19 protein-coding genes are annotated in these 19,615 nt (G+C 65.1%); 7 read left to right on the top strand and 12 right to left on the bottom strand.

Annotated features, from left to right (window positions below):
- The first annotated feature begins 34 nt into the window (after positions 1 to 34).
- From I6F21_RS06210 to I6F21_RS06200, 3 genes are all read left to right on the top strand, one after another.
- Positions 35 to 781, top strand: coding sequence for a GntR family transcriptional regulator (locus tag I6F21_RS06210; RefSeq protein ID WP_225182913.1), 747 nt, complete (start codon positions 35 to 37; stop codon positions 779 to 781).
- A 103-nt stretch (positions 782 to 884) separates the two neighbouring features.
- On the top strand, positions 885 to 3,860 hold the full coding sequence (locus I6F21_RS06205; protein WP_225182912.1) for an FAD-binding and (Fe-S)-binding domain-containing protein: 2,976 nt from the start codon (positions 885 to 887) through the stop codon (positions 3,858 to 3,860).
- The gene (locus tag I6F21_RS06200) at positions 3,853 to 4,281 is read left to right on the top strand and encodes a heme-binding protein (protein WP_109143030.1); all 429 of its coding nucleotides are present in this window, start codon (positions 3,853 to 3,855) and stop codon (positions 4,279 to 4,281) included. Before I6F21_RS06205 ends, I6F21_RS06200 begins: the two co-directional genes overlap by 8 nt.
- 212 nt (positions 4,282 to 4,493) lie before the next feature.
- On the opposite strand, the gene I6F21_RS06195 is transcribed toward I6F21_RS06200, so the two are convergent.
- Positions 4,494 to 5,276, bottom strand: a complete 783-nt coding sequence (locus tag I6F21_RS06195; protein ID WP_036007523.1) for an enoyl-CoA hydratase/isomerase family protein — start codon at positions 5,274 to 5,276, stop codon at positions 4,494 to 4,496.
- Positions 5,277 to 5,443: 167 nt separating this feature from the next.
- Here I6F21_RS06195 and I6F21_RS06190 point away from each other — a divergent pair, with 167 nt between their 5' ends.
- Complete coding sequence (locus I6F21_RS06190; protein ID WP_225182911.1) at positions 5,444 to 6,823, top strand: caspase family protein; 1,380 nt, start codon at positions 5,444 to 5,446, stop codon at positions 6,821 to 6,823.
- Here the strand turns inward: I6F21_RS06190 and I6F21_RS06185 are convergent.
- The 8 genes from I6F21_RS06185 to I6F21_RS06155 form a co-directional block, all read right to left on the bottom strand.
- On the bottom strand, positions 6,796 to 8,922 hold the full coding sequence (locus tag I6F21_RS06185) for a molybdopterin oxidoreductase family protein (RefSeq protein WP_225130412.1): 2,127 nt from the start codon (positions 8,920 to 8,922) through the stop codon (positions 6,796 to 6,798). The two genes, I6F21_RS06190 and I6F21_RS06185, sit on opposite strands and share 28 nt — an antisense overlap.
- A gap of 165 nt (positions 8,923 to 9,087) precedes the next feature.
- Positions 9,088 to 9,894: an SDR family oxidoreductase gene (locus I6F21_RS06180; RefSeq protein ID WP_225182910.1), complete on the bottom strand. Its 807-nt coding sequence runs from the start codon at positions 9,892 to 9,894 to the stop codon at positions 9,088 to 9,090.
- Between the two features lie 22 nt (positions 9,895 to 9,916).
- On the bottom strand, positions 9,917 to 11,209 hold the full coding sequence (locus I6F21_RS06175) for a TRAP transporter large permease (RefSeq protein WP_036043893.1): 1,293 nt from the start codon (positions 11,207 to 11,209) through the stop codon (positions 9,917 to 9,919).
- Positions 11,200 to 11,751 (bottom strand): TRAP transporter small permease, encoded by a 552-nt coding sequence (locus tag I6F21_RS06170; protein WP_036029012.1) that lies wholly within the window; start codon positions 11,749 to 11,751, stop codon positions 11,200 to 11,202. The genes I6F21_RS06175 and I6F21_RS06170 overlap by 10 nt, the downstream gene beginning before the upstream one ends.
- A gap of 65 nt (positions 11,752 to 11,816) precedes the next feature.
- Positions 11,817 to 12,788 carry a TRAP transporter substrate-binding protein gene (locus tag I6F21_RS06165; protein WP_036043896.1) on the bottom strand — a complete coding sequence of 324 codons (972 nt, stop codon included), beginning with the start codon at positions 12,786 to 12,788 and terminating at the stop codon, positions 11,817 to 11,819.
- A 301-nt stretch (positions 12,789 to 13,089) separates the two neighbouring features.
- Positions 13,090 to 13,818 (bottom strand): Crp/Fnr family transcriptional regulator, encoded by a 729-nt coding sequence (locus tag I6F21_RS06160; protein ID WP_036007486.1) that lies wholly within the window; start codon positions 13,816 to 13,818, stop codon positions 13,090 to 13,092.
- A 345-nt stretch (positions 13,819 to 14,163) separates the two neighbouring features.
- Positions 14,164 to 14,292 carry a hypothetical protein gene (locus tag I6F21_RS38780; RefSeq protein ID WP_275970700.1) on the bottom strand — a complete coding sequence of 43 codons (129 nt, stop codon included), beginning with the start codon at positions 14,290 to 14,292 and terminating at the stop codon, positions 14,164 to 14,166.
- Positions 14,293 to 14,386: 94 nt separating this feature from the next.
- On the bottom strand, positions 14,387 to 15,100 hold the full coding sequence (locus tag I6F21_RS06155) for a helix-turn-helix domain-containing protein (protein ID WP_225182909.1): 714 nt from the start codon (positions 15,098 to 15,100) through the stop codon (positions 14,387 to 14,389).
- A gap of 151 nt (positions 15,101 to 15,251) precedes the next feature.
- Here I6F21_RS06155 and I6F21_RS06150 point away from each other — a divergent pair, with 151 nt between their 5' ends.
- Complete coding sequence (locus I6F21_RS06150; protein ID WP_225182908.1) at positions 15,252 to 15,569, top strand: cytochrome c; 318 nt, start codon at positions 15,252 to 15,254, stop codon at positions 15,567 to 15,569.
- A 7-nt stretch (positions 15,570 to 15,576) separates the two neighbouring features.
- Here the strand turns inward: I6F21_RS06150 and I6F21_RS06145 are convergent, their stop codons facing one another.
- The 3 genes from I6F21_RS06145 to I6F21_RS06135 are packed head-to-tail and all read right to left on the bottom strand — an operon-like array spanning position 15,577 to position 18,590.
- Complete coding sequence (locus tag I6F21_RS06145; protein WP_109143025.1) at positions 15,577 to 16,680, bottom strand: MlaD family protein; 1,104 nt, start codon at positions 16,678 to 16,680, stop codon at positions 15,577 to 15,579.
- 3 nt (positions 16,681 to 16,683) lie between these two features.
- Positions 16,684 to 17,451 carry an ABC transporter ATP-binding protein gene (locus I6F21_RS06140; protein ID WP_036007500.1) on the bottom strand — a complete coding sequence of 256 codons (768 nt, stop codon included), beginning with the start codon at positions 17,449 to 17,451 and terminating at the stop codon, positions 16,684 to 16,686.
- Positions 17,452 to 17,453: 2 nt separating this feature from the next.
- On the bottom strand, positions 17,454 to 18,590 hold the full coding sequence (locus I6F21_RS06135; protein WP_225133150.1) for an ABC transporter permease: 1,137 nt from the start codon (positions 18,588 to 18,590) through the stop codon (positions 17,454 to 17,456).
- Between the two features lie 177 nt (positions 18,591 to 18,767).
- Here I6F21_RS06135 and I6F21_RS06130 point away from each other — a divergent pair, with 177 nt between their 5' ends.
- Entirely contained in the window at positions 18,768 to 19,043 is a 276-nt protein-coding gene (locus I6F21_RS06130; protein WP_225142918.1) for a hypothetical protein, read from the top strand.
- Entirely contained in the window at positions 19,044 to 19,532 is a 489-nt protein-coding gene (locus I6F21_RS06125; protein WP_225182907.1) for a phage holin family protein, read from the top strand.
- Positions 19,533 to 19,615: the final 83 nt, after the last annotated feature.

Raw genomic sequence — 19,615 nt, 5'->3', positions numbered from 1 at the left:
GACGCGATCAACCGGGCAAACTACTGTGCTGCAAATGAAATCCACGATTCCCGACACCGGGGTTCCGATCACCCCGTCCCCCGGCAATGGCGATCGCCAGGAAAACCGTCACGAGGCCTCGCTGCATGGCGAGATCCTGCTGCGGCTGCGCGACTACGTGGTCGAAGGCAACATTCCCGGAGGCGCGCGCGTTCCCGAGCGGCAACTCTGCGAGATGCTCGGCATCTCCCGCACGCCGTTGCGCGAGGCGCTCAAGGTGCTCGCCGCCGAGGGCCTGATCGAGCTATTGCCCAACCGCGGCGCACGGGTGCGCCAGCTCAGCCAGCGCGACCTCGAAGAACTGTTCGACGTCATGGCAGGCCTGGAAAGCCTGGCGGGGCGCCTCGCCTGCGAAGCCATAACGGATGCGGAAATCACGGCGATCGAGCAGCTGCACTACGAGATGTACGGCCATTACCTGCATCGCGACATGCACGGCTATTTCCAGGCCAACCAGCGCATCCACGAGAGCATCGTCGATGCCGCGCGCAACGATACGCTGAAGATTGCCTACGCCAATTTCGCCGGCCGGATCCGACGCGTCCGCTACTCCGCCAATTTCGCCCGCAAGCGGCAGCGCTGGGCGGAAGCCATGCGCGAGCATGAGGCCATCCTGGATGCGCTACGCCGCCGCGCCGGCAGCGAGCTCAGCGACGTCCTGTTCCAGCATCTGCGCAACAAGCGCACGGCCGCGATCGAGCACCTGACCGAGCCCCAAGAGGGCGCGCCGGCATCGCCTTGAAGGCGCCCGGCTTGCCCATTTTGCATTCACAATATGGTCGATCAGGAACCACAATGAATATCCCAGCAAGGCTGAGCCTCGCCGGGCCAGTCCGGGATCAGGGATGACGAACGCCTCCTCGCTCGAACGGCGCCTGCGGTCGGAATTGACTGGCGACGTGCTGTTCGACGGCTTCAGCCGCGGCCGCTACGCCACCGACGCCTCGTTCTACCAGATCATGCCGGCTGGCGTGGTGGCCCCCAAGACCATGGACGAGGCCTTGCGGGCGCTGGCGATCGCGCGCGACGAGGGGCTGAAGGTCACCCCGCGCGGCGGCGGCACCTCGCAATGCGGCCAGACCGTCAATGACGGTCTCGTGGTCGATCTCTCCAAGCACCTCAACCGGATCCTGTCGCTTGATGTCGAAGGCCGCACCTGCGTGGTGGAGCCCGGCATCGTGCTGGACGACCTCAACCGCCAGCTCAAAAAGCACGGCCTGTGGTTTCCGGTCGACGTCTCCACGGCCTCCCGCGCCACCATCGGCGGCATGGCCGGCAACAATTCCTGTGGCGGCCGCTCGCTGCGCTACGGCACCATGCGGGACAACACGCTGTCGATGGAGGCATCGCTCGCCGACGGCACGCTGAGCCGTTTCGGTGAGGTCGCGCGCGATCTCTCCGACCTCGAGGCCGGCGACAGCACCCGCGCCCTGTTCCGCGACATGCTCGACCTTGGCACCCGCGAGGCCGACGAGATCGCCGCGCGCTTCCCAAAGGTGCAGCGGCGCGTCGGCGGCTATAATCTTGATGCGCTGGTGCCGCGCAATGCACCGAACAACATGGCGCATCTGTTGGTCGGCTCCGAAGGCACCCTCGCCTTCACCACCAAGGTCGAGCTGAAGCTTTGGCCCGTGATCCGCAACAAGGCGCTCGGCGTCTGCCATTTCGGCAGCTTCTACGAGGCGATGGATGCGGCCCAGCACCTCGTCAAGCTCAAGCCGATTGCGGTCGAGCTGGTCGACCGCACCATGATCGCGCTCGGCCGCGACATTGCGATGTTCGCACCCGTCATCTCCGCGGCGATCAAAGGCGATCCGGATGCCGTGCTGGTGGTCGAATTCGCCGAAGAGGACCAAGCCGACAACCTCGTGCGCCTCAAGCAGCTCGGTGAGCTGATGGCGGATCTCGGCTTTGGCTGGAACAACGACACGCGCAAATGGGGCGGCGTGGTCGAGATCACCGAGCCCGCGCTGCAGAGCGGCATCGCCGATTTCCGCGCGGCCGGCCTCAACGTGATGATGTCGATGAAGCAGGAGGGCAAGCCGGTCTCCTTCGTCGAAGACTGCGCGGTGCCGCTGCCGCACCTCGCCGACTACACCGCGCGGCTGAACGAAGTCTTCGCCAAGCACGGCACCAGCGGCACGATGTACGCGCACGCCTCCGAAGGCTGCCTGCATGTGCGCCCCGTTCTGAACCTGAAGCTGGAGAAGGACGTCAAGGCGATGCGCGCCATCGCCGAAGAGGCCTTCGCCCTGGTGCGCGAGTACAAGGGCTCGCATTCCGGCGAGCACGGCGACGGGCTGGTGCGCTCCGAATTCCACGAGGCCATGTTCGGCGAGCGCCTCGTCGCCGACTTCAGGGAGGTGAAGCAGCGCTTCGATCCTGCCGGCCTGCTCAATCCCGGCAAGATCGTCGATGCGCCCAGGATGGACGACCGCTCGCTGTTCCGCTTCAAGCCCGACTATCGGGTCGGCGAGCTGAAGACGAAGCTCGACTGGTCGGCTTATCCTGGCGCCGGCGGCGGTCTCCAGGGCGCGGTCGAGATGTGCAACAACAACGGCGCCTGCCGCAGACTCGAGGGCGGTGTGATGTGCCCGTCCTATCGCGCCACGCGCGACGAGAAGGACGTTACCCGCGGCCGCGCCAATACGCTGCGGCTTGCGATCTCCGGCCAGCTCGGCCCGGATGCGCTCTCTTCCGACGAGATGATGGAGACGCTCAAACTCTGCGTCTCCTGCAAGGCCTGCCGCCATGAATGCCCGACCGGCGTCGACATGGCCAAGATGAAGATCGAGGTGCTCGCGGCGCGCGCCGCCAGCCGCGGCCTGACGCTGCGCGACCGGCTGGTTGCATATCTGCCGCGCTATGCCGGCCTTGCTTCGCGCTTGGCACCGCTGGCTAATTTGCGCAACGGCAGCCCGCTGCTGCGAAAGCTGTTCGAGCGCTTCGCCGGCATCAGCGCGCGCCGGGCCCTCCCCGCCTTTCGCCGCGATGTGTTCGTGCCGCCGTCCGAAAGCGTCGGGCCTACGGACGGTCGCGAGGTCGTGCTGTTCACTGATACCTTCAACCGCATCTATGAGCGCGAGAATCTCGACGCCGCGCTGCGCGTGCTCACGGCCGGCGGCTATCGCGTGCATCTGCCAAAACTTGCGAGCGGCAACCGTCCGCTGTGCTGCGGCCGCACATTCCTGTCAGCCGGGCTCGTCGACGAAGCCAAGGTCGAGCTCGACCGGCTGGTCTCGGCTTTCGCGCCATACGCGGCGCGCGGCGTGCCGATCGTCGGCCTCGAGCCGAGCTGCCTCCTGACGCTGCGCGACGAGCTCGCTTCACTGCGCAAGGACGACGAAGCCAAGGCGGTGGGCGCCCACGCGCTGACCTTCGAGGAGTTTCTGGCGCGCGAGGCAGAGGCCGGAAGGCTGCAACTGCCGCTCGGCATCGTCGCGGACAAGGCCGTGGTGCACGGCCATTGCCATCAAAAATCCTTCGGCGCCTTCAAGCCTGTCGAGCAGGTGCTGAGCCTCATCCCAGGCCTTGAGGTTAAGACCATCGAGTCGAGCTGCTGCGGCATGGCCGGCGCCTTCGGCTATGGCGCGGACACGTATGATGCCTCGATCGAGATGGCCGAGCTGTCACTGCTGCCGGCCGTGCGGAAGGCTGACCGGAATACGCTCGTCGTCGCCGACGGCACCTCATGCCGGCACCAGATCCACGACGGCGCCCAGCGCGAAGCACTTCACGTCGCCCGCGTGCTGGCCATGAGCCTCGATCGCGCCAAATCCAACGCCACCTCTCCAGCTGCAAAGGAAACCAGCCATGGCTGATCTCACCCTCGACACCGCCCGAAAAATCCTCGAAGCCGCCTTCGCGAAAGCCGGCGAGCTCAAGCTGAAGCCGCTGGTCGTCACCATCCTGGACGCGCGCGGCGTGCTCAAGCTCGCGGCGGCGCAGGACGGAACCAGCCTGATGCGCGCCGAGATCGCGCATGGCAAGGCCTATGGCGCGCTCGCCATGGGCATGGGCTCGCGTGCTCTGTTCCAGCGCGCGCAGGAGCAGGCCTATTTCGTCGATGCCGTGAACACGATCGCGAAGGGCGCGCTGGTACCGGTCCCCGGCGGCGTGCTGATCATGGATGGCACCACCCTGCTCGGCGCGGTCGGCGTCTCCGGCGATACGTCCGACAATGACGAAGCCTGCGCGGTGGCGGGGATTCAGGCGGCGGGACTGAAGGCGAACGCGGGGTGAGATTGTCATTCCGGGGCGCGCCCCTTGGCGCGAGCCCGGAATCCATTTCTCCGCATCACTTGCTGCACGATGGATTCCGGGCTCGCGCTACGCGCGCCCCGGAATGACGGCGGAGGATGCGGCTACATTCTCGTTCGTGCCGCCCTGGGTCCCGGCTCTGCGCAGCGACGCCGACGCGTTGCGGCGCGTCCGGGATGCGAGAGCGGATCCCCTCACCTCCCCGTCCAGACCGGCTTCCGCTTCTCGCTGAACGCTTTCAACCCTTCCTTGGCGTCCTCGGTCATCGCGAGCAGTGCGATCTGGCTTTCGGTATAGGCGATGCTCTCGTCGAACGACATCGAGGCGATCGCGCGCATGGCGTATTTGCCGCGGCGGATCGCGGTCGGGGATTTGTCGACGATGCGGGCGATCAGCCAGTCAACCTTGGCATCTAACTCGGCGGCCGGCACGATGTAGTTGAGCAGGCCAGCGGCCTGCGCGGCCCTGGCGTCGAACGGCTCGCCCGTGAGCGCCCATTCGTTGACGAGACGGGGCGGAGCGATGCGCTGCAGCAGGCTCAGCACCTGCATCGGGAACACGCCGACCTTCACCTCCGGCAGGCCGAAGACGACGTGATCGGCCGCAACCGCCATGTCGGTCATGCACAGAAGGCCCATGCCGCCGGCCATGCAGACACCACTGAGGCGCGCAATCGCGGGCTTGGTGGCGTTCTGTGACAAACGTAACAGATCGGCATAGTCGACATTTGGTTTGGAATGATCCATCGCGAAAGCCGCGCCGGAATTCTGCAAGTCGGCGCCCGCGCAGAACGCCTTGTCGCCCGCGCCCGTCAGCACGATGACGCGGACGTCCTTGTCCTCATGCGCGTCGCGATAGGCTCTTGTGATCCCGGCGATGACCTCGCCGTTCAGCGCGTTGCGTTTCTCCGGCCGGTTGATGGTGATCCAGAACGCCTGCCCGCGCTTCTCGGTGATGACGGCTGTGGTGTCGGTCATGACATGCTCGCTCGCTTGGTCCCGTTTTGCAGCCATTTGCGGCAGGACCGGCGGCGCGCGCAAGGGCAATCTGCAGGGTCGCCTCACCATAGCGTGTGGGCGCAACTTCCGCTTCGCGATTGAACTGGGGCTTGCGCGCGCTATCCTGACCGGAGATTTGATCACCGATGAGCCATTTCATGCGCGCCGCATTGATGTTGTTGCTGGCAGGATTGGTCGTGCTGAGCGGCGGCGCCGCATGCCATGCGGCCGACGCCGCGAAGATCGCGCTGGTGATCGGCAACGCGAAATATCCCGACAATGAGTTCGTCCTGAGCGAGGTCGCCAACGATGCCCAGGACGTCGCTGAGGAATTGAAGCGCGGCGGCTTCGTCGTCGACAGGCAGAGCAATCTCACCGGGTATGCCATGCGGCAGGTGCTGGGCCGCTTCTACGACCGCATCGAGCGCGGCGCGGTGGCGCTGATCTTCTTCGACGGCTTTGCCATCCAGTCCAACCGTCAGACCTATCTGCTGCCGGTCGACGCCCAGATCTGGACCGAGCCGGACGTCTCGCGCGACGGCTTCAGCCTCGACACCATCCTCGCCGAGATGAACACGCGCGGTGCCGCCATCAAGATCGCGCTGATCGACGCCTCCCGCCGCAATCCGTTCGAGCGGCGCTTCCGCCGCCATTCGGCCGGTCTGGCGCCGGCGATCGCACCGAGCAATACGCTGGTGCTCTACTCCGCCGCGCTCGGCACGGTCACGGCGACCGGCAAGACCGATCGCAGCCTCTTTGTCGCCGAGCTGCTGCGCGAAATGCGCGCGCCGAACATCAGCGCCGAGCAGGCCCTGACCAACACCAAGAACGGCGTGGTTGCCGCCACCAACCGCGAACAGGTGCCCTGGCTGTCCTCCTCGCTGACGACGGAGTTCTCGTTCGAAGGCCCGGCGACGCGGCCGCGGGATGACGCGGCCAAGCCACAGGTGCAGACACCCGAGCCGCAAAAGCCGGTCTGCGAGGTACCGCAGGCGGAGCCCGCCCCGAATGCGGACGAGTTGGCACGAGATCCCGTCCTCGCCGATCTCAGCCGCAGGATCACCGTCAACGCCAACGATGTCACCTCGCGCTACAAACGCGGCCAGGTCTACGCGATCAAGCGCGCCTATGCGCTCGCGATACAGGATTTCGACGCGGTGCTCCGCCGCGCGCCCAAGGACGCGGAAGCCCTAAACAACCGCTGCTGGAGCCGGGCTGCGACGGGCGACCCGCAAGGCGCGCTCGCCGACTGCAATCTGGCGCTCCAGATCAACCCGGGCTTGAGCGATGCACTCGACAGCCGCGGGCTCGTCAACCTCAAGCTCGGGCGCAATGCCGAGGCGATCAAGGATTATACCGACGCGATCCAGCGCAACCCGCGCTCCTCGTCCTCGCTGTTCGGCCGCGGCATCGCTGCGCGCAGAAGCGGCGGCGACGGCGCCACCGATATCGCGCAGGCGAAGTCGATGAACCCGAACATTGCAAAGGAATTCGCGGGCTACGGCGTCACGGAGTGCACGCCTTGAGCTGAGGCCGCCTTCCTGATCCAGACTTTATTATCGTGGAACGCCGCGCCGCCGATCGGCGCGATCGTATCTGCGCCCGTCAACGTGTTGATGCCGCGGCCGCCGATATGGTTGCTGTTGGGATGAACGGATTCGGCGATCAGGACACCGCGCCGCACGCCCTCGAACAGCGTCGCGATCAGCGTGGTCTCGCCGCGGCCGTTGCCGAGCGTCACCGCATCGCCATCGGCGATGCCGAGCGCGGCGGCGTCGAGCGGGTGGATCATCACGCTGGCCCGGCCCTCACGCGCCTGCGAGGACGGCGTCTCGTTGAAAGTGGTGTTGAGGAAGCTGCGCGAGGGGCTGGTCGCAAGCCGGAACGGATGGGCCCGGTCGGCGTGCTCGATCACTGCCCAATGATCCGGCAGACCAGGCATCTTGTCGTAGTCGCCCATGGTGACGCCGAACGGCGGATGCGCCCAATCGGCTTTGAAATGGAACTTGCCGTCGGCGTGGGCGAAGCCGTCGAGATAATGCGAGGTGCGGAAATCCGGCTGCAGGTCGCGCCAGATGTCGGCTTCAAGGCCGGCGATGTCGCCGTGATTGCTCAGCCTCAAGGTCGCGTCGATCAATTCGCGCGGGCTCATCTCGAAGCCCGGATGCCTGGCGCCCAGCCGCGGCGCCAGCGCCTGCAACACCTCGTGGTTGGAGCGGCATTCGCCCGGCGGGTCGATCAGCTTCGGCCCGACCGAGATGTGCTGATGGCCGCCGCCATAATAGAGGTCGTCATGCTCCATGAACATGGTCGCCGGCAGCACGATGTCGGCCATCTGCGCCGTCTCGGTCATGAACTGCTCGTGCACCGCCACGAACAGATCCTCGCGCGCAAAGCCCTGCCGGACCAGCGCCTGCTCCGGCGCCACCGTCATCGGATTGGTGTTCTGGATCAGCAACGCCTTGACCGGGCCCTTGCCCTGCAGAGCTTCGGCATCGCCGGTGAGGATACGTCCGATCTGCGACTGGTCGAGCGCGCGGGTGGTCTTGTCGATCGCGTCGTGGCCTTCGATGATGGATTCGTTGAAGTGCCACAGCGCGTAATTGTTGAAGAAGGCGCCGCCGCCTTCATACTGCCAAGCGCCGGTCACCGCGGGAATGCACAGCGCCGCATGCATCTGCGTCGCGCCGTTGCGCGAGCGGGTGAAGCCATAGCCGAGACGGAAGAAGGTCCGCTTGGTCTCGCCGACGGCCTTGGCGAAAGCCTCGATCTCCGACACCGGAACGCCGCAAATCGCCGAGGCCCATTCCGGCGTGCGCGACTTCAGATGCGCCTCGAGCTCGGCGGGGCAATCGGTATACTTGTCCATGTAGGCGCGGTCGGCGTAGCCGTCGCGGAACAGGACATGCATGACGCCGCAGGCGAAGGCGCCGTCGGTGCCGGGCCGCAGGATGATCCTGATGTCGGCCTGCTTCATGGTCTCGTTGTCGTAGATGTCGACCGCCGCGATCTTCGCGCCGCGCTCCTTGCGGGCGCGCGAGGCGTGCGTCATCACGTTGACCTGAGTGTTGACGGGATTGGTGCCCCAGATCACGACGAGATCGGACAGCGCCATCTCGCGCGGGTCGACGCCGGCGATCTTGCCGGTGCCGATTGCAAAGCCGATGCGCGCAACATTGGCACAGATGGTCTGGTAGAAGCGCGAATATTTCTTCACATGCGTGAGACGGTTGAGCCCGTCGCGCATCACGAGCCCCATCGTCCCCGCGTAGTAATAGGGCCAGATCGATTCCGCACCGAAGTCGCGCTCGGCCGCATTGAATCGGTGCCCGATCTCGTCCAGCGCCTCGTCCCAGGAGATCCGCGCGAACTGACCTGAACCCTTGGGGCCGGTGCGGCGCAGCGGATAGATCAGCCGCTCGGGATGATGGATGCGCTCGGCATAGCGGGCGACCTTGGCGCAGACGACGCCGGCGGTGTAGGTCTGCTTCTTCGAACCGCGGACGCGGCCGATGCTGCGGCCTTCGACCACCTCGACATCGAGGGCGCAGGCCGAGGGGCAATCATGCGGACAGGTCGAATGGCGGATCTCGATCTTCGCGTTGATCTTGGCGTGCTGGTTCATGTCCCAGTTCGTAACACCAAAATACCGGCCAGCCGAGCGCATTTATCCGGCAAGCCCCATGCGATTTGCTCAAGCCGCGCGCGCCGGAGCTTCCTGCTGCGGTTGCGAAGGAGGCCTGCCAGTGAGCCGCGCGACGTGCAAGCGCAACCCGAGCTACATCCTTTGCTATTTGTGCAACTGGGTGAGACCGCTCGGCGGGCCGTCGACGGCGGTCCAGCCGCCGTCGACGAACAGCGTGCTGCCGCTGACATAGCTTGCGGCATCCGAGGCGAGATAGGCGACGGCGGTCGCGACCTCGTCGGCGCTGCTCCAGCGGTTGAACACGGTGTGGCCGGCGTAGAGATTGTAGATGTCGGGGCGCTGCTTGAAAGGGCCGGTCAGCGCGGTCTCGGCGATGCTCGGGGCGATCGCATTGACGCGCACGCCGGCGTGCCCGACCTCGGAGGCAAAGCCCTTCACCAGCAGGCCGATCGCCGCCTTGGTCGAGCCGTAGATGCCGAGGCCGGGCTCGATGGTCACCGCGCGAACCGAGGAGCAGGCGATGATGCTGCCGCCCTTCTGCGCGACCATGATGCGGCCGAAGGCCTGGAAGAAAAAGACCGTGCCCTTGACGTTGAGGTTGAGGACGCGGTCGAGATCCTCCTCGGTGTAGTCGAGGATGGTCTTGCGGATGTTGAGGCCGGGCGTCGTCACGGCGATGTCGAGCCGCGGAAACTTCTGCATCACGGTTTTCGCGAGTGCATTGACATCCGCGGCGCTTGCGGCGTCGCAGCCAGCTGCTTCCGCCCAGCCGCCCTTGTCGCGAATGCCGGCGGCAGTCGCCTCCGCTGCGTCGAGCGCGCGATCGGCGCAGACGACACGGGCGCCGAGATCCGCAAGCGCTTCGGCCGACGACTTGCCGATGCCGGACGCGGCGCCGAGCACGAGCGCGGTCTTGCCGGTGAGATCGAAGAGCTTGCGATAGTCCGTCACTGACAATGTCTCCCTGGTGCTGCTAGCCCTTGTAGCCCATCAGGAGGCGCGGCAGCCACAGCGAGAATGCAGGGACATAGGTCACGAACATCAGTGCTGCGATGAGCGCAGCATAGAACGGCAGGATGGTGCGCATCACCGCGCCGACCGAGATGCCGCCGATGGCGCAGCCGACGAATTGCGTCGTTCCGACCGGCGGCGTGTTGAGCCCGAGGGCGCAATTGATCAGCATCAGCATGCCGAACTGCACCGGGTCCATGCCCGCCTTCATCGCGATCGGCAGGAAGATCGGGGTGCAGATCAGGATCGTTGCCGCCATGTCCATGAACGTGCCGAGCACGAACAGGATGATATTGATGAGCAGGAAGATCACCCAGGGCTGCGTCGACAACTTGTTCATCATCGCGCCGGCGAGATCCGCCACCTCGTAAAGTCCCATCAGGTACTGGAACATGGTGGAGACGCCGATCAGCAGCAGCACCACGCCGGTCGTCTTCACCGCCTTGGCGGCGGCGCGCAGGAAGTTGCCCCAAGTCATGGTGCGATAGATGAAGAACGTCAGCAGGATCGAGTAGGTGACGGCGATGGCCGCCGATTCGGTTGCCGTGAAGACGCCGGACAGGATGCCGGCCAGGATGATGCCGACGATCAGAAGCCCCGGCAGCGCGGCCGCCAGCGAGCGGACCACCTCGGCCCAGCCCGGGAACTTGCCGGCGGGATAACCGCGCCTCACCGCGACCGCGTAGGCGGCAACCAGCATACAGACCATCAGCACCAGCGCCGGCAGGAGACCGGCGGCAATCAGCGCGCCGATCGAGACCTTGCCGCCGGCCGCCAGCGCATAGATGATCATGTTGTGGCTGGTCGGCATCAGGGCTCCGACCAGCGAGGCATGGGTGGTGACGTTGACGGCGTAGTCGGTGTCGTATCCCTCCTTCTTCATCATCGGGATCATCACCGCGCCCATCGCCGACACGTCGGCCACGGGTGAGCCGGAGACGCCGCCGAACAGCGTGCACGCGACCACGTTCGACATGCCGAGCCCGCCGCGGATGTGCCCGACGAGATTCTTGGCGAGTTGCACGATCTTGTCGGCCACGCCGCCATGCAGCATCAACTCACCGCTGAAGACGAAGAACGGAATGGCGAGGAAGGAGAAGATGTTCATCCCCGACATCATCTGCTGGAAGATGACGGCGACCGGCAGGCCTTCGTAGAGGATGGTGCAGATGGCCGACAGGCCGATCGCGAAGGCGACCGGTACGCCGAGGATCAGAAAGCCGAAGAAGGTGGCGCCGAGGATGATCAGTTCCATGAGGGGACGACCTCTTCGCCGCGCAGGAGAGCAATGATGTGCTCGATGGAAAACGAAACGATCAGGACGCCGGAGGCGAACAGCGGCACGTAGCGGATCACCTCGGGCAGGCCGAGATTGGGGATCTTCACGGTGCCGACCGACGCGCCGAGGATCCAGCCGTTATAGGCCATTGCGAGGCCGAACCCGGCGACCAGAACGTGGATCACGATCTCGATCTTCTCCCGCGCGTGATCGGGGAGCATGACCAGCAGGCTGTCCATGCCGATATGCCCGGCATCGCGTACGCCGACGGCGGCGCCGATCAGCGTGACGTAGAGGATCAGGACCAGCGCCAGGTTCTCCGTCCAGGTCGGGCTGGAGTTGAGCACGTAACGTCCGAACACCTGGTAGAAGACGATGGCGACGATGACGAGCAGGCCTGTCACCGACAGGTACATGCCAAGGCGCGCGATGGGGGCATTGACCCGCGACAGCAAGCCGGTGGACGGGCGTGTTGCTACGGCCCCCTGCTCGTGACTTGCGACGTGTGGGTCTGTCATCCCGCGCCTCCTTACGGGATCCGGTGCCGCCTGGCGGCGACGCCGGACCCGGTTCCCGAATTGTCTTACTTCGTGTCCTGGATGCGCTTGACGAGGCTCTGCAGCTTCTCGTTCCCGGCGAACTTCTGGTAGACCGGCTTCATTGCATCGACGAACTCCGCCTTGTTGCCGATCGTGACCACCTGAACGCCAGCGGCTTCGACGGTCTTGCGGGCGGCCTGCTCGCGCGCGTCCCAGAGCTTGCGCATGACGGGCACCGATTCCTTGGCTGCCTTGCGGACCATCGCCTGGTCCTCCTTGCTCAGCGCGTCCCAGACCTTTTTCGAGATCACGAGAACTTCGGGCGCGAGGGAGTGCTCGGTGATGTTGTAGAACTTGGCGGCTTCGAAGTGCCGGGAGGATTCGTAGGACGGCCAGTTGTTCTCGGCAGCGTCGACGAGGCCGGTCTTGAGCGCGGTGTAGACCTCGCCATAGGGCATCGGCGTCGGGTTGGCCCCCAAGCTCTGGATCATGCCGACCCACAGGTCGGATTGCTGGACGCGGATCTTCAGGCCCTTCAGATCGGCCAGCGATTTGACCGGTCCCTTGACGGTATAGACCGAGCGCGCGCCGCTGTCGTAATAGGCAAGGCCGACCAGGCCCGCGGGCTCCATGGCTGCCAGGATCTCATCGCCGATCGGACCATCGAGGACGGTGCGCATGTGCTGCGTGTCCCTGAAGACGAAGGGCAGACACAACGCGATAGTCTCGGGCACGAAATTGTTCAGCGGCGATGCGTTGATCCGCATCATGTCGAGCGCGCCGATCTTGAGTTGCTCGATCGTGTCCTTCTCCGAGCCCAGGGCGCCGTTCGGAAACACCTTCACGCCAAGCTTGCCGCCGCTCGCCGCCGCGAGCTGCTGGCCCATGAACTTGACCGCCTCGACGGTCGGATAATCGGCGGGGTGAACGTCGGCGGAGCGGAAATCGCGTGCAGTGGCCAGGGGTGCTGAGACCGCCAGTGCAACGGCTGTGATGATACCGGTGAGCGTCTTCATGTGGGCTTCCTCCTGGGTTGATTGAGATCGATTATATCGTTGTCGGCCCGGCTGCAGGCCGCCTTGGGTCGCTCCGCTTCAGGTGTGAAGTCAAGCGCCAATGTCGTCCCTAGGGCGGGCGGCATTCTCTGTCCAAGCCAAATCCGGCATCGATCGATGCAAGACTTGCATCAATCGATTCCTGGCGCAATTCGCCACTATGGTGGGTATGGCGGCCTGGCTCGACGTCGCTAGCCCGTGACTTGACGCCTCCAATCGAGGCCCCGCGCGGTCGCCAGCATCGACGGTTAGGCCGACGGCGTCACTCGCCGCCGAGGCCACTCTCGGCAAGCTCGCGCAGCGCGTCCGTATCGAGCACGACGATGGCGCCGTGCTCGAGGCGGACCCAGTTGCGGCCGGCCCAGGCGCGCAATTGCTTGTTGATGCTCTCGCGCGTCATCCCGACCATCTCGCTGATCTCTTGCTGCGTGATGGCGAGCGTGCCGCTGCCGGAATCCAGCTTGCGCTCTTCGGTGAGACCGAGCAGTGCACTGGCAAGCCGGCCCGGCAGATTCTGCAGGATCACCTGCTCGACCTGCTGACTGGTCCAGCGCAGACGCGCGCACAGCAGCTCGATGAACTTCATCGCCAGCGCCGGCTGGCTCTTCACGAACGGCAGGAAGTCCCGGCGATCGATGACGTAGAGCTCGCAATTGGTATTGGCGGTCGCATCCGCCGACCTGGGCGCGCCGTCGAGCACGGCGATCTCGCCGAAGATTTCTCCGGGGCCGATCAGATTGAGAATAGCGTTCCGCCCATCAGGCGATGAGGAGGAAATCTTGACTGTCCCCGCGATCACCGCGAACAGACTGTTGCCGGGATCGCCCTTGGCGGCGATCGTCGCGCCACGCTTGACGGTGGTGTGCTTGGCGTAGCGGCAGAGTTGATCGAGCGCTTCCGGCTCCAGATCCGCGAAGATCGGGTGCTTGCGCAGGACCGATAGTTTGTTGCCCGCCGGTTGTCGGGGATCGCCGGTCTTGTCCTGAGGCACGCCGCGGGGCTCCTAAGACTACGAGGCACTGAGTTCCTGCGTAGTCAACGTTACCAGGCATTTCAACCGGAAAGCACGCGCGCGATTTGAGGCAAATGCCACGAAAAGGCCCGTAACGAGGAAGTCAGCAGCCAAAAGCTGCGGCGATGCTTCCTTTTCGACGCAGAGTTGCGGATTACGCAAACCGCGATTGCGTCGAGACGCTGCCGAGGGCCAGCGCCCGCCCAGGCGAGCATCGACCCTGGCGCGCCGGACTCGGACCTAAACCTAGACTTGGACTTGGACTTGGACTTGGACTTGGACCTGGACCTGGACTTGGACCTGGACCTGGACCTGCAGAAGGCTTCAGTGCCTGGAATCCGGATCAAGCCGGCCCGCCCTGGTTTGCCGGTCAGCCCAGGCCAGAACTGCGGCGAACACCACAAAGATCGCGACGACGACAACGGTCACCAGCAACGCGTCAGCAGGCATCATCCCCTCCCGGATTTGTGTCCGGCAGTATTTTGCGGAGCATGGCCAGCGTCATTGATCGGGATCAAATTCTGCCGAAGACGCCGTGGACGGGAGGTCAGGCTGCGGCCATGGCCTCGACACGGGCCGGGTCGAGCATGCTGATGCCGCCGTGAATGATCTCGATCACGCCGAGACGCTCAAGCTTGGTAAAAGTGCGGCTGACGGTTTCGATGGTCAGGCCGAGATAATCGGCGATGTCCTGACGGCTCATCGGAAGCGCGACCATGTCGGACGGACCGTTGAGCGCGACCAGCCGCTCACGCCAGCCGAGCAGAAAGGTCGCGACCTTCTCGTCGGCCGAGCGGCGTCCGAGCAGAACCATGTGGTCGCGCGCCTGGCTCAACTCGCGAATGGCCAGCTCGTTGATGCGCCTGAGCAATTGCGGCCGGTCTTCGATGAAACGGCCGAAAGGCCCTTTTGGGAATTGGCACACTTTCACCACGCCGATCGAATCGGCCGAAAAATTGTGCCGGCCGGACAGATTCATCCCGAGGAAGTCACCGGGCAAGGCAAAGCCGACGATCTGCCGCCGGCCGTCAGGCAGCAGCTTGTACAGCCGCATGACGCCTTCGAGGACGTTGTAGAACGAGGTCGTGATGTCCTCCTCGGAAAACACGGTCTCGCCCGAAACGAAATGGACGCGGCGGCCGAGATGCTCGAACTCCCGGAGTTCGGCTGCATCGAGCGACGAGCAGACCGCCGCTCCACGCACGGCACAATCGTCGCAATGATGTCCGTTCGGCTCACTCGTGACCACGGAAGGCTTCATCCATCGCTCCCCACGCCGGCCGCTCCCGACGTTAGGCCGAGTCCACCGCGCGGCTGCATTTTACTGCACCGTGCCGCAGCCGATTGACCCAGATCAAATTTGGCTGGCATCCCGCTCTTATTCTGCGTCCACGGTTCGACGGGATGATTCCATGCTGCAAAGCGCACTGCGTCACGGCCTGATTGGGCTGCTTCTGATCACGCCTGCGCTCGCGGCCCCGGCCGCCGAACAACGCGGCAAGGCTTTCGCCCGAGCCAATTGCGCACGCTGTCACGCGATCGACCGCGCCTCCAAGAGCCCGCTGGAGATCGCGCCTCCGCTACGCACCCTGCATCGGCGCTATCCGATCAACAGCCTTGGCGAGGCGCTGGCCGAGGGGATCTCCACCGGACATGCCGACATGCCAGCCTTCGCGCTCAGCCCGGACCAGATCCACGACCTGCTGTCCTATCTGAAGACGCTGGAATAGTCGCCCCTTACACCGCCTGCACGGTCCATCCGATCAGCTCCTTGGCGATGCGCGCGAAGGCGGCATCGAAGGCGGCGACTGAAGCGGCCGGCTCGACCTTGTCGAGCTTTTCGCTGGCCTCGATGAGGCGCGATGCGATCACCTTGCCATTCTTGTCGACGATCCGAGCCGACAGTCCGATCTCGGCCCGCGCCTCCCCATCCGTCGCGATCCGAAAGCGCCGGATGTCGAGCAGGAGTTGGTAGTCCGCCGGCCCGAGATCCGTCGTGCGCAGCGGGGCGTGGGCGATGTCGTAGTTCTCGAAACTGTCGATCAGGCGCGCCTGCACCAGTTTCGGAATGCTGTCAGCCCAGAGGAAGTCCGCAAAGCCCGGCCTGTCGCCGCTAGGCGCGAACAGCATGCGCTGGGTCTGCAGCATCGCCACCGCCGTCGGCTCGGGAATGGCCAGTGAGGCCGATAGCGTCTTGCCGGCCGGCCCGAGATTCTGCGGCGTGCGCAGGTCGTAGGTGACCTTCTGCGCGGGCGTGCCGCCGCCGGTCATCTTGTCGAGGCCTGCCAGGATGCCGTCGATCTTGCCGGTGTTGCGCGCGAGCCCGTCGGAGAAGGTCTTGAAATTGGCAATGGTGTCCTTCAGCGGGCCGGAATTGTCCTGAAGCACCGTGTCGACCCGCCGCAGCGCATCGCGCGCCGCCTGCGTCATGCTCTGGCCAGCGCCGGCCTCCGCGATCAAGGTCGGCAGCTCGCCGGACTTGGCGACGATCACGCCCCCCTCCAATGTCACCACGGGAACGCCGGTCAGGCCCTGGAATTCGAGGCCGACCTTGGTGTCGGCACGCACCGGCGTCGCGGTGGCAACCGAGATCGTCGCATTGACGAAGCGCGGGTTATCAGGCGCGAGTCCGAGCTGGGTCACCTCTCCGACGCGAATGCCGTTGAACAGCACGCCGGCGCCGACCAGCAGGCCGGGCACCGGCCCCTGGAATTGCACGTGGTAGCTAGTGCGCGGCCCGATGCCGCCGGTGTTGTTCAGCCAATAGACGAAGCCGAACACTGCGACGATCGCGGCCAGCACGAAACTGCCGATCAGCACATAGGGAGCGCGGGTTTCCATCTCTCATCTCATCTCGTGTTGCAGCATCTGCGAGCGCTTGCCGTGGAAGTAAGCGCGCACCCAGGGATGCTCGGATTGCAGCAATTCGCGCATCGGGCCGATCGCCACGATCTTGCCGTCGGCGAGCGCGGCGACGCGGTCGCAGACCGTGGTCAGGCTCGCAAGGTCATGGGTCACCATGAACACGGTGAGCTCCAGGGTCTTTTGCAGCGTCTTGATCAGCGCGTCGAACTCGCCGGCGGCGATGGGGTCGAGGCCCGAGGTCGGCTCGTCCAGGAACAGGATCGGCGGATCGAGCGCGAGCGCGCGCGCCAGCGCCACGCGCTTGGTCATGCCGCCGGACAGCTCCGCCGGATATTTGTCGGCGTCCTCCGCACGCAGGCCGACCATCTCGAGCTTGGCGATCGCGATCTCGTCCATCAGCTCCTGCGACAGGACGAGATTTTCGCGCAAGGGAAACTGGACGTTCTGGCGCACCGTCAGCGAGGAGAACAGCGCGCCCTGCTGGAACAGGATGCCCCAGGCCATCGCTGCGCCGCGGCCGTGGCCGCCGGCGGGTTGTCCCATGACCTCGATGGTCCCGCTCCGGCGCGGGATGAGGCCGATGATGGTCCGCATCAAGACCGATTTGCCGCCGCCGGAGGCACCCACCAGCCCGAGGATCTCGCCGCGGCGGACGTCGAGCGACAGATGGTCGAGCACGGTTTGACGGCCGAAGCCGACCACGAGGTCACGGACGCGGATGGCGAACTCGTCTTGTGGTCCGTCCATCGTCACATTCCGATCGAGGCAAAGAACACGGCGAACAGGCCGTCGAGCACGATCACCAGGAAGATCGATTTCACCACCGACGTCGTGGTCTGCCGCCCCAGCGACTCCGCGCTGCCCTTGACGCGCAATCCCTCGCTGCAGGCCACGATCCCGATCACCAGCGCCATGAACGGCGCCTTCAGGATGCCCACTTCGAAATGTGCGACGGAAATGGCCTCGTGCAGGCGCGCGATGTAGATCGCCGGCCCCATGTCGCCATAGAACTGCGCGACCAGCCCGCCGCCATAGAGCGCGGCGATCGATCCGATGAAGGTGAGGATGGGCAGCGCAACGACCAGGGCCGCAACGCGCGGCAGGATCAGGACGTCGACCGGATCGAGCCCCATGGTCGAGAGCGCGTCGATCTCCTCGCGCATCTTCATCGAGCCGAGCTCGGCCGTGTAGGCGCTCCCCGACCGTCCCGCGACCATGATGGCGACGATCAGCACGCCGAGCTCGCGCAGCACCAGGATGCCGACCATGTCGACCGTGTATGATTCCGCGCCGAATCTACGGAAGTGGAAGAAGCCCTGCTGCGCGATGATGGCGCCGATCAGGAAGGTGATCAGCGTGACGATGGGGATCGCCTGCCATCCGATGCGGTAGAGCTGATACACCAGAGAGGTCAGCCGCAGCGAACGCGGCCGGCGCAGCACGCCGATGACGGCCATGAACAACGCGCCGAGCATCTGGAGGAAGATCGTGATGTCCTCCCGCGCCCCGACCGTGGACTTGCCGAGATCACCCAGCCGCGCCAGAACCGGATTGGGCGCGGCCGCCGGAGCCGGCGTGCGGCGGTTGACCTGGCGCACCTCGTCCATCAGCCCGCTGAAATGATCGGCGACGCCGACGAATTCGGCTGGCCTGCCTGACGAGGCGGCCCTGCGCGACAGCTTCTCCAGGACCCAGGCGCCGAGCGTATCGAGCGCGCTGATCCCCGACATGTCCAAGGATACGGCGCGCGAACGATCGACGTCGGCCCCGACCGAGCGGGACAAGGTCTCGAGCGTCACCACGTTCGCGGCGGTCCAGGGCCCCTCGGGGCGCAATTTCAGCACGTCGCCGGACGGCGTCGCGTGCAGCAGCGGTTCGTGGTTCACGCTTTCCACCTCATCGGGACAATCGGTCCCCATTCAGCCGGCATTTCTAGGCCAGCATGTGGCGGCCGGATTGACCTGTCTCAAGACCCCGAACGGGCTCCGCCTCTTGACGCAAATCAAGCGCGATCGCACAGGCTGGTCTTAGGCTCCTTTGAATTTAATGAGGACACCAAATCCATGTTCGACAGTGACAGGATGAGCGAGGAATTGCGCACGCTGAAGGTCGACGTCACGCACTTGTTGAGCACCGCCGGCGAGGAGATGTTCGAGAGCTCGAAAGCTCGCACTGATGCGCTCGCCGATCAGATCAGGGCCGCACTCGCCGAGCTCGGCGAGACCGTCGAACAGGAGGGGGAGACGCTCCAGGGCCTCGTTGCGGAGCGTCCGATCACATCGCTCGCCTCTGCCTTCGCGCTGGGCGTGGTTGTCGGCTTCATGCTGAGGAGACACTAGGTGAATACCGAGAATGTCGTCAAACATCTGCGCGTGCTGTGGCGCACCGACAGGATCATCGCCGACATCAGGCTGCGCCATTTGCTGATCGGCCTCGGCCTGCGTGCCTTCGCGGCGCTGATCGCCGCGTTCGGGCTGCTGATGCTGGAGCTGTCGGCCTATTTCGCACTGGTGCAGCTCTGGAGCGCGATTACCGCGGCTGCCATCCTCGGCGCCGTCAATTTCGTCATCGCGGCCGCTCTCTTCCTGATCGCCGGCCGCGCTCCGTCGGGGCGTGACATCGAACTCGCCAACGAAATTCACGACACCTCCATCGAAGCCCTCCAGCTCGAGGCCCGTGCGCTCCAGGCCCAGGTGTCGGGCGCGGTGCATCATCCGCTCAGCACGATCGTGCCGGTGCTGCTGCCGCTGATCGCGGTCATCATCAAGACTCTGCGGGCGACGACCAGGACGTCCGATGATGCAAATTCGGCCGAGGCGCGCTCGTAAAGCGCGATGCGATTAGGATGAATCATCGCGCTTTAGGTTGTTGTTTGAGCATGATCTTTTCGGAAAACCGCTACACACTTTTC

Source organism: Bradyrhizobium sp. NBAIM03 (assembly GCF_020194055.1).
GTDB lineage: Bacteria > Pseudomonadota > Alphaproteobacteria > Rhizobiales > Xanthobacteraceae > Bradyrhizobium > Bradyrhizobium yuanmingense.
The sequence above is the reverse complement of the archived record's forward strand: the minus strand, read 5'-3'. Positions and strand labels throughout refer to the sequence as shown.